Origin of the sequence: Stenotrophomonas sp. CCNWLW57 (genome assembly GCF_037203925.1) — a bacterium.
Taxonomy (GTDB): Bacteria; Pseudomonadota; Gammaproteobacteria; order Xanthomonadales; family Xanthomonadaceae; genus Stenotrophomonas; species Stenotrophomonas rhizophila_A.
In genome coordinates this window covers 596,842-609,022 of the sequence record NZ_JBBCBJ010000002.1, presented here as the reverse complement: position 1 = coordinate 609,022, position 12,181 = coordinate 596,842, and the positions used below count along the sequence as shown (strand labels likewise).

Annotated in this window: 13 protein-coding genes; 12 read left to right on the top strand and 1 reads right to left on the bottom strand. The window is 67.5% G+C overall.

Going from position 1 to position 12,181, the window contains the following annotated elements:
* The first annotated feature begins 13 nt into the window (after positions 1–13).
* The 7 genes from V9K91_RS07630 to recO all read left to right on the top strand — a co-directional run bounded on the left by V9K91_RS07630 (position 14) and on the right by recO (position 7,024).
* The gene (locus tag V9K91_RS07630) at positions 14–1,537 is read left to right on the top strand and encodes a DegQ family serine endoprotease (RefSeq protein WP_336443228.1); all 1,524 of its coding nucleotides are present in this window, start codon (positions 14–16) and stop codon (positions 1,535–1,537) included.
* Between the two features lie 146 nt (positions 1,538–1,683).
* Entirely contained in the window at positions 1,684–3,474 is a 1,791-nt protein-coding gene (gene lepA, locus V9K91_RS07625) for a translation elongation factor 4 (protein WP_068853627.1), read from the top strand.
* 24 nt (positions 3,475–3,498) lie between these two features.
* Positions 3,499–4,293, top strand: coding sequence for a signal peptidase I (gene lepB, locus V9K91_RS07620; protein ID WP_095363548.1), 795 nt, complete (start codon positions 3,499–3,501; stop codon positions 4,291–4,293).
* A gap of 28 nt (positions 4,294–4,321) precedes the next feature.
* Entirely contained in the window at positions 4,322–4,705 is a 384-nt protein-coding gene (locus tag V9K91_RS07615) for a DUF4845 domain-containing protein (protein ID WP_068853625.1), read from the top strand.
* Positions 4,695–5,375: a ribonuclease III gene (rnc, locus tag V9K91_RS07610; protein WP_068853624.1), complete on the top strand. Its 681-nt coding sequence runs from the start codon at positions 4,695–4,697 to the stop codon at positions 5,373–5,375. Before V9K91_RS07615 ends, rnc begins: the two co-directional genes overlap by 11 nt.
* Positions 5,372–6,268, top strand: coding sequence for a GTPase Era (gene era / locus V9K91_RS07605; RefSeq protein WP_306987784.1), 897 nt, complete (start codon positions 5,372–5,374; stop codon positions 6,266–6,268). The genes rnc and era overlap by 4 nt, the downstream gene beginning before the upstream one ends.
* A gap of 33 nt (positions 6,269–6,301) precedes the next feature.
* A complete protein-coding gene (gene recO, locus V9K91_RS07600; RefSeq protein ID WP_095363547.1) occupies positions 6,302–7,024 on the top strand; it encodes a DNA repair protein RecO in 723 nt (240 codons plus the stop codon).
* Between the two features lie 3 nt (positions 7,025–7,027).
* On the opposite strand, the gene V9K91_RS07595 is transcribed toward recO, so the two are convergent.
* The gene (locus V9K91_RS07595) at positions 7,028–7,756 is read right to left on the bottom strand and encodes a response regulator (protein ID WP_095363546.1); all 729 of its coding nucleotides are present in this window, start codon (positions 7,754–7,756) and stop codon (positions 7,028–7,030) included.
* A 137-nt stretch (positions 7,757–7,893) separates the two neighbouring features.
* On the opposite strand from V9K91_RS07595, the gene rlmD reads away from it, so the two are divergent.
* The 5 genes from rlmD (at position 7,894) to V9K91_RS07570 (ending at position 12,127) form a co-directional block, all read left to right on the top strand.
* A complete protein-coding gene (gene rlmD / locus V9K91_RS07590) occupies positions 7,894–9,228 on the top strand; it encodes a 23S rRNA (uracil(1939)-C(5))-methyltransferase RlmD (protein ID WP_095363545.1) in 1,335 nt (444 codons plus the stop codon).
* Between the two features lies 1 nt (position 9,229).
* The gene (locus V9K91_RS07585; RefSeq protein WP_095363544.1) at positions 9,230–9,718 is read left to right on the top strand and encodes a CYTH domain-containing protein; all 489 of its coding nucleotides are present in this window, start codon (positions 9,230–9,232) and stop codon (positions 9,716–9,718) included.
* 91 nt (positions 9,719–9,809) lie between these two features.
* Positions 9,810–10,817 carry a beta-N-acetylhexosaminidase gene (nagZ, locus tag V9K91_RS07580; RefSeq protein ID WP_095363543.1) on the top strand — a complete coding sequence of 336 codons (1,008 nt, stop codon included), beginning with the start codon at positions 9,810–9,812 and terminating at the stop codon, positions 10,815–10,817.
* Positions 10,817–11,371: a hypoxanthine-guanine phosphoribosyltransferase gene (locus V9K91_RS07575; protein WP_068853617.1), complete on the top strand. Its 555-nt coding sequence runs from the start codon at positions 10,817–10,819 to the stop codon at positions 11,369–11,371. Before nagZ ends, V9K91_RS07575 begins: the two co-directional genes overlap by 1 nt.
* Positions 11,372–11,380: 9 nt before the next feature.
* Positions 11,381–12,127, top strand: a complete 747-nt coding sequence (locus V9K91_RS07570; RefSeq protein ID WP_068853616.1) for an S-methyl-5'-thioinosine phosphorylase — start codon at positions 11,381–11,383, stop codon at positions 12,125–12,127.
* The last annotated feature ends 54 nt before the right edge of the window (positions 12,128–12,181 follow it).

Below are 12,181 nucleotides of genomic sequence, written 5' to 3'. Positions count from 1 at the left end.
AGGCTCGAGTCTGATGACCGCCCGTATCCGCACGCACGCCATGGCCCTGCTGGCCATCACCCTTCCGCTGGTGGCCTGTGCCCAGTCGCCCAGCCCGACCGCGCCTGCAGCGCAGGTGGCCGCCGCCCCGCGTGCGCCGGCCGCGCCGCTGGTCAGTGGCCTGCCGGACTTCACCAACCTGGTGGAGCAGGTCGGTCCGGGCGTGGTCAACATTGAAACCACCATCGTGCGCAGCAACCGCCAGGCGCGCGGCGCCGGCCCCGGTCCGGGCGATGACGAGATGCCGGAGTTCTTCCGCCGCTTCTTCGGCCCGGACTTCCAGATGCCGGGCCAGCCCGGTGGCGGTGATGAAGGTCCCAGCATCCGCGGCCGCGGCATGGGCTCGGGCTTCATCATCTCGCCCGACGGCTACGTGCTGACCAACCACCATGTGGTGGCCGACGCCGGCGAAGTGAAGGTCAAGCTGGGCGACCGCCGCGAGTTCACCGCCAAGGTGATCGGCAGCGACCAGCAGTACGACGTGGCCCTGCTCAAGATCGATGCGAAGAACCTGCCGACCGTGCGCGTGGGCGATTCCAACACGCTCAAGCCCGGCCAGTGGGTGGTCGCGATCGGCTCGCCGTTCGGCCTGGACCACTCGGTCACCGCCGGCGTGGTCAGTGCGGTCGGGCGCAGCACCGGCGGCCAGGACCAGCGCTACGTGCCGTTCATCCAGACCGACGTGGCGATCAACCAGGGCAACTCGGGCGGCCCGCTGCTCAATACCCGCGGTGAAGTGGTCGGCATCAACTCGCAGATCTTCTCCGCTTCGGGCGGCTACATGGGCATCAGCTTCGCGATCCCGATCGACCTGGCCATGGGTGCGGTCGAGCAGATCAAGAAGAACGGGCGCGTGAGCCGTGGCCAGCTGGGCGCGATCGTGGGCGCCATCACCGGCGACGTGGCGCAGGGCTTCAACCTGCCCGACAGCCGTGGCGCGCTGGTCAACGAACTGGTACCGGGCAGTGCCGCGGCCAAGTCCGGGCTGGAAGTCGGCGATGTGATCCGCTCGGTCAACGGCACCCCGATCAACACCTTCAGCGATCTGCCGCCGCTGATCGGCGCCCAGGCGCCGGGCAGCAAGGTCCGCCTGGGCGTGCTGCGCGAAGGGAAGGAGCGTGAGATCACCGCGACCCTGACCGAGCTGGCCGAGGATGCCGCCCGCGGCACCGCCGGTCCGGCTGCCGCCGACGCGTCGCCGCAGGTGGGTGCCAACGCCCTGCTGGGCCTGGACGTGGCCGACCTGACCGCCCCGCAGCGCCAGCAGCTGGGGCTGGACGCGGGCGAAGGCGTGCGCATCACCAACGTCAAGGGCCAGGCTGCCCGCGATGCCCGGTTGTCGCCGGGCATGGTGATCCTGCAGGTCGGGCGCACCCCGGTCGGCAGCGTGGCGGCGCTGAACAAGGCGCTGGGCGGCTACAAGAAGGGCGAGGTGGTGATGCTGCTGGTGCGCGCGGGCAGCAACAGCGCCTTCGTGGCGGTCAAAACCGGGCAGTAAACCCCGTCCCTGCTGCGTTTCCGGGCCCGCTTCGGCGGGCCCGGTCGTATTTGGCGCCCCGGCACGCGGGGAGGGGTCGGCCATGCGATAATGTGCCGTTATCCTGACGACGCGCCGCGCCGCCGCCACCTATGTCCTCTGATTCGATGCGGAACATCCGCAACTTCTCCATCATTGCCCACGTCGACCACGGCAAGTCCACGCTGGCCGACCGCATCATCCAGCTTTGCGGCGGCCTCCAGGCCCGCGAGATGGAGGCGCAGGTGCTCGACTCCAATCCGATCGAGCGCGAGCGCGGCATCACCATCAAGGCCCAGTCGGTGTCGCTGCCGTACGTGGCCAAAGATGGCCAGACCTACCACCTGAATTTCATCGACACCCCCGGGCACGTCGACTTCTCCTATGAAGTCAGCCGCTCGCTGGCCGCCTGCGAAGGCGCGCTGCTGGTGGTGGATGCGGCGCAGGGCGTGGAAGCGCAGTCGGTCGCCAACTGCTACACCGCCGTGGAGCAGGGCCTGGAAGTGGTGCCGGTGATCAACAAGATCGACCTGCCCACTGCCGACATCGAGCGCGCCAAGGCCGAAATCGAAGCCGTGATCGGCATCGATGCCAGCGACGCGGTGCCGGTCAGTGCCAAGACCGGCCTGAACGTGGTGGACGTGCTCGAAGCCATCGTGCATCGCATCCCGGCCCCGCAGCCGCGCGATACCGACAAGCTGCAGGCGCTGATCATCGACTCCTGGTTCGACAACTACCTGGGCGTGGTCTCGCTGGTGCGCGTGATGCAGGGCCAGATCAAGGCCGGTGACAAGCTGCAGGTGATGTCCACCGGCCGCAACCACCAGGTCGACAACGTCGGCGTGTTCACCCCCAAGCGCAAGGTGCTGCCGGCCCTGCGCGCGGGCGAGGTGGGCTGGGTCACGGCCAGCATCAAGGACGTGCATGGTGCCCCGGTGGGCGACACCCTGACCCTGGCCGCCGACCCGGCGCCGTCGGCATTGCCCGGCTTCCAGGAAATGCAGCCGCGCGTGTTCGCCGGCCTGTTCCCGGTCGATGCCGAAGACTACCCGGACCTGCGCGAAGCGCTGGACAAGCTGCGCCTGAACGATGCGGCGCTGCGCTTCGAGCCGGAAAGCTCCGAAGCGATGGGCTTCGGCTTCCGCTGCGGCTTCCTGGGCATGCTGCACATGGAAATCGTGCAGGAGCGGCTGGAGCGCGAGTACAACCTCGACCTGATCAGCACCGCGCCGACCGTCATCTATGAAGTCCTGAAGACCGACGGCACGATCATCAACATGGACAACCCGGCCAAGCTGCCGCCGGTGAACATGGTGAGCGAGATCCGCGAGCCGATCATCCGTGCCAACGTGCTTACCCCCGAGGAGTACATCGGCAACATCATCAAGCTGTGCGAGGAAAAGCGCGGCAGCCAGATCGGCATCAACTACCTGGGCAGCCAGGTGCAGATCAGCTATGAGCTGCCGATGGCCGAGGTGGTGCTGGACTTCTTCGACAAGCTCAAGTCGGTCAGCCGCGGCTACGCCTCGCTGGATTACCAGTTCGTGCGGTTCGACGCCGGTCCGTTCGTCCGCGTGGACGTGCTGATCAACGGCGACAAGGTCGATGCGCTGTCGCTGATCGTGCACCGCAGCCATGCCGACCGGCGCGGCCGCGAGCTGTGCGAAAAGATGAAGGAGCTGATCCCGCGGCAGATGTTCGACGTGGCGATCCAGGCCGCCGTCGGCTCGCAGATCATCTCCCGCACCACGGTCAAGGCCATGCGCAAGAACGTGCTGGCCAAGTGCTATGGTGGCGACGTTTCGCGCAAGAAGAAGCTGCTGGAGAAGCAGAAGGAAGGCAAGAAGCGCATGAAGCAGGTCGGCCGCGTGGAGATTCCGCAGGAAGCCTTCCTCGCCGTGCTGCAGATGGACAAGTAAGGCTCCCGTTCCCAAGGACACTGCATGAAACTGTTTGAAATCCTGCTGGTCGTACTGACGCTGGCCTCGGGCCTGATCCTGCTGGCCGACAAGCTGTACTTCGCCAAGCGCCGCGCGGCGCGGGCCGGCCTGCTGGACAGCGAGCCGGTACTGGTGGATTACTCCCGGGCGTTCTTCCCGGTGCTGGCCATCGTGCTGGTGGTGCGCAGCTTCATTGCAGAGCCTTACAAAATCCCGTCCAGTTCGATGATGCCGAACCTGCTGATCGGCGATTTCATCCTGGTCAACAAGTTCGCCTATGGCCTGCGCCTGCCGCTGAACAACGCCAAGGTCGTCCCGATCGGCGAGCCGGCGCGCGGTGACGTGGTGGTGTTCCACTTCCCGGGCCATTCGGACAACGACCCGAACAAGGGCGAGAACTTCATCAAGCGCGTGATCGGCGTCCCGGGCGATGAAATCGCCTTCCAGGGCGATGGGGTCATCCTCAACGGCACCCCGCTCAAGTACGACAGCAAGGGGTTGTATGCTGGGCACCGTGGCCAGGGGGAGGGCGCCTCGTTGCTGGTGGAGCACCTGCCGGGCCGCACCCATACCGTGCTGGAGACCGATTATCCGCGTGGCGAAGGCCAGTGGACCGTGCCGCCGGGCAAGTACCTGGTCATGGGCGACAACCGCGACAACAGCGATGACGGCCGTTTCTGGGGTCTGCTGCCGGAGGAGAACCTCCGCGGCAAGGCCTTCCTGATCTGGCTCAACTGCTCGGGCTGGTTCTGCAAGGATGGTTTCGAACCGTCCCGCATCGGCACCGGCATCAACTGATTCCAACCGCGTATCTGGGGAGAACGCAATGAAGACGATGAAGACGCAGCGTGGCATGACCCTGACCTCGTTCCTGGTCGTGCTGTGCATCGTGGGGTTCGGCCTGTACATCGGCATGAAACTGTTCCCGATGTACTCCGAGTTCTACGCGGTGAAGACCGCGCTCAAGGGCGTGGCCAAGGAACCGGGCGTGGCCAACATGGAACCGGGCAAGGTGCAGGAAATGTTCTTCCGCCGGCTGGACATCAGCTATTCGGAGAGCGTCAAGCCGGCCAACGTCAAGTTCGAACGCGTCAGTGGCGGTTGGAACATGAAGGTCAACTACGAAGTGCGTCGCCCGCTGGTGGGCAACCTCGACGTGGTTGGGAAATTTGATGCACACCAGGAATTGACCCTCAGCGGTGCCGACTAAAACCTATCAACGTGGTGACCAGATCGGTCACGCCTTCCAGGATCCGGGCCTGCTCCAGCAGGCCCTGACGCATCGCAGTGCCGGCACGCCGAACAACGAGCGGCTGGAATTCCTCGGCGACAGCATCGTCAACATGATGGTGGCCCAAGCGCTCTACCAGCGCTGGCCGAAGGCGGACGAGGGCGCCTTGACCCGGGCGCGGGCCGAGCTGGTGCGCGAAGGCGCGCTGGCGGTCATTGCCCGCACCCTGCATCTGGGCGAGCGGCTCACGCTCGGGCCGGGCGAGATGAAATCCGGCGGCCACCGGCGGGACTCGATCCTGGCCGACGCGCTGGAGGCCGTGGTGGCCGCCATCTACCTGGACGCAGGCTTTGCCGCTTGCCAGGCAGTGGTCCTGCCCTGGTTTGGCCCCTCCATGGAGGCGCTGCCGGCTACCGGCAAGCCTGAAAAAGACCCCAAGACCCGGCTCCAGGAATGGCTGCAGGGCCGACAGAAGGCATTGCCGCTGTACGAATTGGTGTCAGAATCAGGCGACGATCACGCCAAGACCTTCCGGGTACGCTGCGGCGTAGCCGATCCTGCTGTCAGCACCGAAGGCGAAGGTGCCTCGCGACGGCTGGCCGAACAACAGGCGGCAGCTGCCGCCCTCGAGCAACTGGATTCCAAGTGAGCGAAGCAACCCCCCATCATTGCGGCAGCGTGGCCGTCATCGGCCGCCCCAACGTCGGCAAGTCGACCCTGACCAATGCCCTGGTGGGCGCCAAGGTCAGCATCGTCTCCAACCGTCCGCAGACCACCCGCCACCGGTTGCTGGGCATTGCCAGCTATCCGGAAGGCCAGCTGGTGCTGGTCGACACCCCCGGCCTGCACCGCGTGCAGAAGCGCGCCATGAACCGGGTGATGAACCGCGCCGCGCGCGGCTCGCTCGAGGGCGTGGATGCCGGCATGCTGGTGATCGAGGCTGGCCGCTGGGACGAAGAAGACACCCTGGCGTTCAACGTGCTCAGCGACGCGGGCATTCCGGTGGTGCTGGTGGTGAACAAGGTCGATCGACTGAAGGACAAGGCGGCCCTGCTGCCGTTCCTGCAGCAGGTCACCGAAGGCCGTACGTTCGCGTCCGTGCACCCCATCTCCGCGCAGAAACGCAACGGCCTGGAAGCGCTGGTGCGCGACCTCCTGAAGCTGCTGCCCGAAGCCCCGGCGATGTTCGGCGAAGATGAAATCACCGACCGCAGCCAGCGCTTCCTGGCCGGCGAACTGGTTCGTGAGCAGTTGATGCGCCAGCTCGGTGAAGAGCTGCCGTACGCCACCACGGTGGAAATCGAGCGCTTCGTCGAAGACGGCAACCTGCTGCGCATCGGTGCGGTGATCTGGGTCGAACGCGAAGGCCAGAAGGCCATCGTGATCGGCAAGGGTGGCAGCCGCCTGAAGGACATCGGCGCCAAGTCGCGCATGCAGATGGAGCGCCTGTTCGACGCCAAGGTCTTCCTGGAAACCTGGGTGCGCGTGCGCGAAGGCTGGTCGGACGACGAAGCTGCGCTGAAGGCCTTCGGCTACGAGTAAACCCGGCAGGGTTGCCGCTCACCGCCCCCGGCCATGCGCATCGACGACGAACCGGCCTTCGTGCTGCATGCCCGCCCCTGGCGGGAGACCAGCCTGCTGGTCGAGGTCCTGACCGAGCAGCACGGCCGGATCGGACTGCTGGCGCGCGGCGTGAGCAGCCCGCGCAGCCAGGCGCTGCGCGCCGCCCTCCAGCCTCTGCAATGGATCCGCCTGGCCGCCGTGCAGCGCGGCGAGCTGGCCCAGCTGCGTGGGGCCGAGGCCCTGGATGCCGCGCCGCGGCTGAGCGGCGATGCCATGCTGGCCGGCTTCTATGTCAATGAACTGGTGATGCGGCTGGCGCCCCGCCAGGACCCGCTGCCCGACCTCTACGACCACTACGGGCAGGTGCGCCAGCGGCTCGCAGCCGCCGAGCCATTGGCCTGGACCCTGCGGCGGTTCGAGCGCGACCTGCTGGAGGCACTGGGGTTTGGCTTCGACCTGACCCATGGCAGCGATGGCGAGCCGGTCGACCCGGCCGCGCGTTATGAGCTGGACCCGCTGGAAGGGCCGCGACGGTTGCTCAGCGAGCGCGGGGTGGATCCGCGGCGGGGGACGGCGACCGGGAGTGCGTTGCTGGCGTTGGCTGGCGACGTCCTGCCCGGCGCGGAGGATCTGGCCAGCCTGCGGCGAGGCATGCGTGCGGTGCTGCTGCACCACCTGGGTGGGCGCGGGCTGAAATCGTGGGAAATGCTGGAGGATCTGGCGCGGCGGCGGTGACCTTCAATGCAACAGGGACTCCACGGCCGCCTTGAACTGGGTGTGGGCGCCGTTGGATTCGGGGGCCTGGTGCAGCTGGCGTACCGCGCGTGCGAGGCGCGCGGCGCCGACGAAGCCGCAGCTGGCCTGCAGCCGGTGCAGCTGGCCCTTCAAGGTGCCCACATCATGTTGCTGTACCGCCTGGGCCACCGCGTCGCGGACCCCGGGCAGCTCCGCCAGGAACAGTTCGCGCAGGGCGATCAGGTGATGGCGCTGCCCATTCAGGGCCGCCAGCGCGGTGATTTCGTCCCAGTCCTCGCGTTCCAGCTCACTGCCGCCAACGGCGACGGCCCGGGCGGCGCTGCCGGGGCTGTTGACCAGCGCACGGCGCACGGCCTGCAGCAGCTGCTCACGGCTCAACGGTTTGACCAGGGTTTCGCTGAACCCGTCATCGCGCAGACGGGCATGGATGCTGGTGTCGCCATCGGCCGTGTGGGCCAGGGCGGGCGTGTCCGGACGCGTCAGCCGCAAGGCGCTCAGCAGCTGGCTGCCATTGCCGTCGGGCAGGTTCACATCGATCAGCCACAGATCGTGCTCGCCGTTGCGGCCCCGTTCCAGGGCAGTGACCAGCGAATCGGCGGTTTCCACCTGCGCGGGCAGGGTTTCCAGCGCGGCCCGGAAAAAGCCGCGACTGATGGTGTCGTCCTCGACGAGCAGGAGTCGGGGCATGGGAGCCCTCGGGGTCATCTGCATTGGGGCTGCCTCCATGTCAGCTATGCCCATATTAAACACGATATGGCGTCCTGCAAGCCTCCCGATGGGGTCATCCGGCAGCTCGCGGTGCGTATCTGCGACAATACGCACCCTTTTTGCCCGCAGCCTGTTGCCACGTGGCCCGATCCCGTTCCCGCCTCGACAAGACGCCGTTCCAGACCGACATCCTCGACCTCAGCCATGATGGCCGGGGCGTCGCCCGCCGTGAAGGCGAGGGCGGCAAGGTCACCTTCATCTCCGGCGCCCTGCCGGGCGAAGTGGTGCGCGCCGAGCCCACTGCCCGCAATCGCCATTTCGACGAGGCGCGGACCGTGGAGGTCCTGCAGCCCTCGCCGCAGCGGGTCACCCCGCGCTGCCCGCACTTCGGCGTCTGTGCCGGCTGCGTGCTGCAGCACCTGGAAGAAGGTCAGCAGATCGTGGCCAAGCAGCGCGTTCTGCTCGACAACCTGACCCGGATCGGCCATGTCAGCCCGGGCACCGTGCTGCCGCCGCTGGTCGGCGAAAGCTGGGGCTACCGCCGCAAGGGGCGCTTCTCCGTGCGCCGGGTGGAGAAGAAGGACAAGACCCTGGTCGGCTTCCGTGAACAGGACCCGCGCTTCGTGGCGGACCTGAGCCTGTGCCTGACCGTGATCCCGGAAATCGGCCTGAAGGTGGCGGCACTGTCGGCGTTCATCGAGTCCCTTGATGGCAAGCGCGACATCCCGCAGGTGGAGTTCATTGCCGGCGACGATGCGATCGTGCTGACCATCCGCCACATGCTGCCGCTCAGCGATGCGGACAAGGCGGCCTGGGCCGCGTTCGGGGCTGAGCACGGGTTTGCGATCTTCCTGCAGCCTGGCGGTGTGGAATCGGTGCACCCGCTGCTGCCTGGCGAGGTGCCGCTGTCGTTCCGGCTGGCGCCGTGGAACGTGGAGCTGGCGTTCCGCCCGCTGGATTTCATCCAGGTCAACGCCAAGCTCAATGAAAAGATGATCGCGCTGGCGCTCGAGCTGCTCGACGCCGGCCCGGACGAGCGCGTGCTCGATCTGTTCTGTGGCCTGGGCAACTTCACCCTGCCGCTGGCGCGCACCGTGCGCGAAGTGGTGGGCGTGGAAGGCGAAGCCGGGCTGGTGGCGCGGGCCAGGGAAAACGCCGCGCGCAACGGCCTGGACAACGCGCAGTTCTTCGCCGCCGACCTGACCCAGGACCAGCGCCAGACCCCGTGGATGCGCCAGGGCTTCGACAAGCTGCTGCTGGACCCGCCACGCTCGGGCGCGATCGAAGTCCTGCAGCAGTTGCCGCTCAAGCAGTTCAAGCGCATCGTCTACGTCAGCTGCCACCCCGGCTCGCTGGCGCGCGACGCCGGCTACCTGGTCAACGAGCAGGGCTTCACCCTGGTGTCGGCCGGTGCGATGGACATGTTCCCGCACACCGCGCACGTGGAAAGCATCGCCGTCTTCGAGAAGCGTTGAGATGGGCATCGAGATCGAGCGCAAGTTCCTGGTCACCGGCGATGACTGGCGCGCCGCCGCGCACGCGGTCATTCCGATGGCACAGGGCTACCTCAACGACACCGCCTCGATCGACAGCGGCGCCCAGAAGGCCTCGGTGCGTGTGCGCATCCAGGGCGATGAGGCATTTCTCAACATGAAATCGCGCGAGATCGGGCACACCCGCCAGGAATTCGATTACCCGATCCCGGTGGAGGACGCCCGCGCGCTGCTGGCGCTGTGCGTGGGCGGCCTGATCGACAAGCGCCGGCACCTGGTCCACCACGCCGGGCTGCTGTGGGAAGTGGACGAGTTCCTGGGCGACAACGCCGGGCTGGTGGTGGCCGAGGTCGAACTGGACCAGGCCGACCAGGCCATCGACCTGCCGTCCTGGGTCGGGGAGGAAGTGACCGACCAGGTCCGGTACTACAACCTCGCCCTGGCCGCGAACCCCTACCGCCGCTGGCCCTGAATACGCCCGCCGCGCCCGTGGCCTCGGGGACACGCCTTCTGCGACAATGCGGCAGTGCGCCATCACGGCGCCCCGCTTTGGAGATCGACCCATGCTCGTGATCGGCGTTGCCGGGACCGAACTTACCGCCCAGGAACGCGATTGGCTGCAGCACGACGCCGTGTCCGGCGTCATCCTGTTCAAGCGCAATTTCGCCTCGCGCCAGCAGATCGCCGAGCTGTCGGCCGCGATCCGCGCCGCCGCGCCGCGCCCGCTGCTGATCTGCGTGGACCAGGAAGGCGGTCGCGTGCAGCGCTTCCGCGACGGGTTCAGCGCGCTGCCGCCGCTGCAGGGCTTCGACTCCCTGTACGCACAGGATCCCGAGGCAGCCCTGGCCCTTGCCGAACAGCACGCCTGGCTGATGGCCAGCGAAGTGCGCGCCAGCGGCGTGGACCTCAGTTTCGCCCCGGTGGTCGACCTGGGCCGCGGCAACCGCGCCATCGGCGACCGTGCCTTCAGTGCCGACCCGGAGGTCGTTGCCGCCTTCACCCGCGCCTACGTGCGCGGCATGCACAGCGTCGGCATGGCCGCCACCCTCAAGCATTTCCCCGGCCACGGCAGCGTGCTGGAAGACACCCACGTGGCGGCGGCCAGCGATCCGCGTGATCTCGACGCGCTGCGGGCGCTGGACCTGGTGCCGTTCGTCGCCGGCATCGATGCCGGCGCCGACGCGGTGATGATGGCCCATGTGGTCTACCCGCAGGTCGCACCGGAACCGGCCGGTTACTCGTCGCGTTGGATCCAGCAGATCCTGCGCGGGGAAATGGGCTTCCGCGGCGTGGTGTTCTCCGACGACATCGGCATGGCCGCCTCGTTCTCCGCCGGGGGCGTCCAGGCGCGCGTGCATGCGCACCTGGATGCCGGCTGCGACGTGGTGCTGGTCTGCCACCCGGAACTGGTCGACGAGGCGCTGCGCGCGGTCGACGGCCGCCCCCTCAATACTGCTGCGCTGCTCGGCCTGATCGGCCGGGGCGCGCTTGGCTGGGACGGCCTGCTGGCCGATGCCCGCCATGGCACCTCCCAATCCCGTTTGCTCGACACCCTTGGAAGAAACGTCTGATGCCCAACCTCACCATTTCCCAGGCCCTGGCCCAGGCCGACCTGCTGGTCGACCGCCCCACCATTGATGCGGCCATCGCGGCCATCGCCGATGCCATCGCGGCGGATTACAAGGGCGAGGTCCCGCTGTTCCTGTCGATCATGCACGGCGCGCTGCCGTTCGCCGGCCAGCTGGCGCTGGAGCTGGGCGCGCGCGGCCAGGACCTGCAGTTCGATTACCTGCACGCCACCCGCTACCGCGGTGAAACCACCGGCGGCGAGCTGGTCTGGAAGCACAAGCCGGCCACCTCGCTGTTCGGCCGCCGCGTGCTGCTGGTTGACGATATCCTGGACGAAGGCTTCACCCTGCAGGGCGTGCGCACCTGGTGCCTGGAGCAGGGCGCCACCGATGTGCGCATCGCCGCGATGACGGTGAAGAAGCACGACCGCGCGCTGCCCGACGTCAAGGCCGACTACGCCGGTGTCGAACTGCCGGACCGTTACGTGTTCGGCTTCGGCATGGACGTCAACGAAGCGCTGCGCGGCGTGCCGGCCATCTACGCGATGAAGGAATAAGCAGCGCCCATGGACCCTATTGCCCTGGCCGTCATCGGCGGCACCGGTGTGTACAAGCTGGCCCAGCTCGATGACGTGAACAGCCACGTGGTCGAAACCCGTTACGGCACGCCGTCCGGCCCGATCCGGGTCGGCACGCTGCTCGGCCAGCGCGTGGCGTTCCTGGCCCGGCATGGCGAAGGTCATTCGCTGCCGCCGCACAAGATCAATTACCGCGCGAATCTTGCTGCATTGCAGCAGATCGGTGCCACCCGCGTGCTCGCGCTCAACACCGTCGGCGGCATCACCGAGCAGTTCGGTCCGCGCGTGCTGGCCTGCCCGGACCAGCTGATCGATTACACCTGGGGCCGCATCTCCACGCTCAGCGAAGAGCCGGGCACCGAGGTGCTGCATGTGGACTTTGGCCACCCGTACACGCCGATGCTGCGCAGCAAGGTGCTGGCGGCGGCCAAGGTCACCGGGGTGCGCCTGCAGGACGGCGGCTGCTACGGCGCCACGCAGGGGCCGCGGCTGGAGACCAATGCGGAAATCGCGCGCATGCGCCGTGATGGCTGCGACCTGGTCGGCATGACCGGCATGCCCGAAGCCGGCCTCGCCCGCGAGCTGGGCCTGGACTACGCCTGCCTGGCGATCGTGGCCAACTGGGCGGCCGGCTGTGGCGATGGCGACGAGATCACGATGGCCGAAGTACTGGCCAATGTTGACGCGGCTTCGGCCGGATTGCCGGAACTGATTGGCGAATTGGCACGCGGATGATTGTCATTGCATGACAAGCTTTGCATACTCCGCCAGTGCGCTGGTTGAGCGTAC

What these genes read in the sequence shown, in the direction of transcription:
- V9K91_RS07570 (WP_068853616.1), top strand. Translation starts at nt 11,381, where the DNA reads ATGGACCCTATTGCCCTGGCCGTCATCGGCGGCACCGGTGTGTACAAG.
- nagZ (WP_095363543.1), top strand. Translation starts at nt 9,810, where the DNA reads ATGCTCGTGATCGGCGTTGCCGGGACCGAACTTACCGCCCAGGAACGC.
- V9K91_RS07615 (WP_068853625.1), top strand. Translation starts at nt 4,322, where the DNA reads ATGAAGACGATGAAGACGCAGCGTGGCATGACCCTGACCTCGTTCCTG.
- V9K91_RS07595 (WP_095363546.1), bottom strand. Translation starts at nt 7,756, where the DNA reads ATGCAGATGACCCCGAGGGCTCCCATGCCCCGACTCCTGCTCGTCGAG.
- lepB (WP_095363548.1), top strand. Translation starts at nt 3,499, where the DNA reads ATGAAACTGTTTGAAATCCTGCTGGTCGTACTGACGCTGGCCTCGGGC.
- V9K91_RS07575 (WP_068853617.1), top strand. Translation starts at nt 10,817, where the DNA reads ATGCCCAACCTCACCATTTCCCAGGCCCTGGCCCAGGCCGACCTGCTG.
- recO (WP_095363547.1), top strand. Translation starts at nt 6,302, where the DNA reads ATGCGCATCGACGACGAACCGGCCTTCGTGCTGCATGCCCGCCCCTGG.
- V9K91_RS07630 (WP_336443228.1), top strand. Translation starts at nt 14, where the DNA reads ATGACCGCCCGTATCCGCACGCACGCCATGGCCCTGCTGGCCATCACC.
- V9K91_RS07585 (WP_095363544.1), top strand. Translation starts at nt 9,230, where the DNA reads ATGGGCATCGAGATCGAGCGCAAGTTCCTGGTCACCGGCGATGACTGG.
- lepA (WP_068853627.1), top strand. Translation starts at nt 1,684, where the DNA reads ATGCGGAACATCCGCAACTTCTCCATCATTGCCCACGTCGACCACGGC.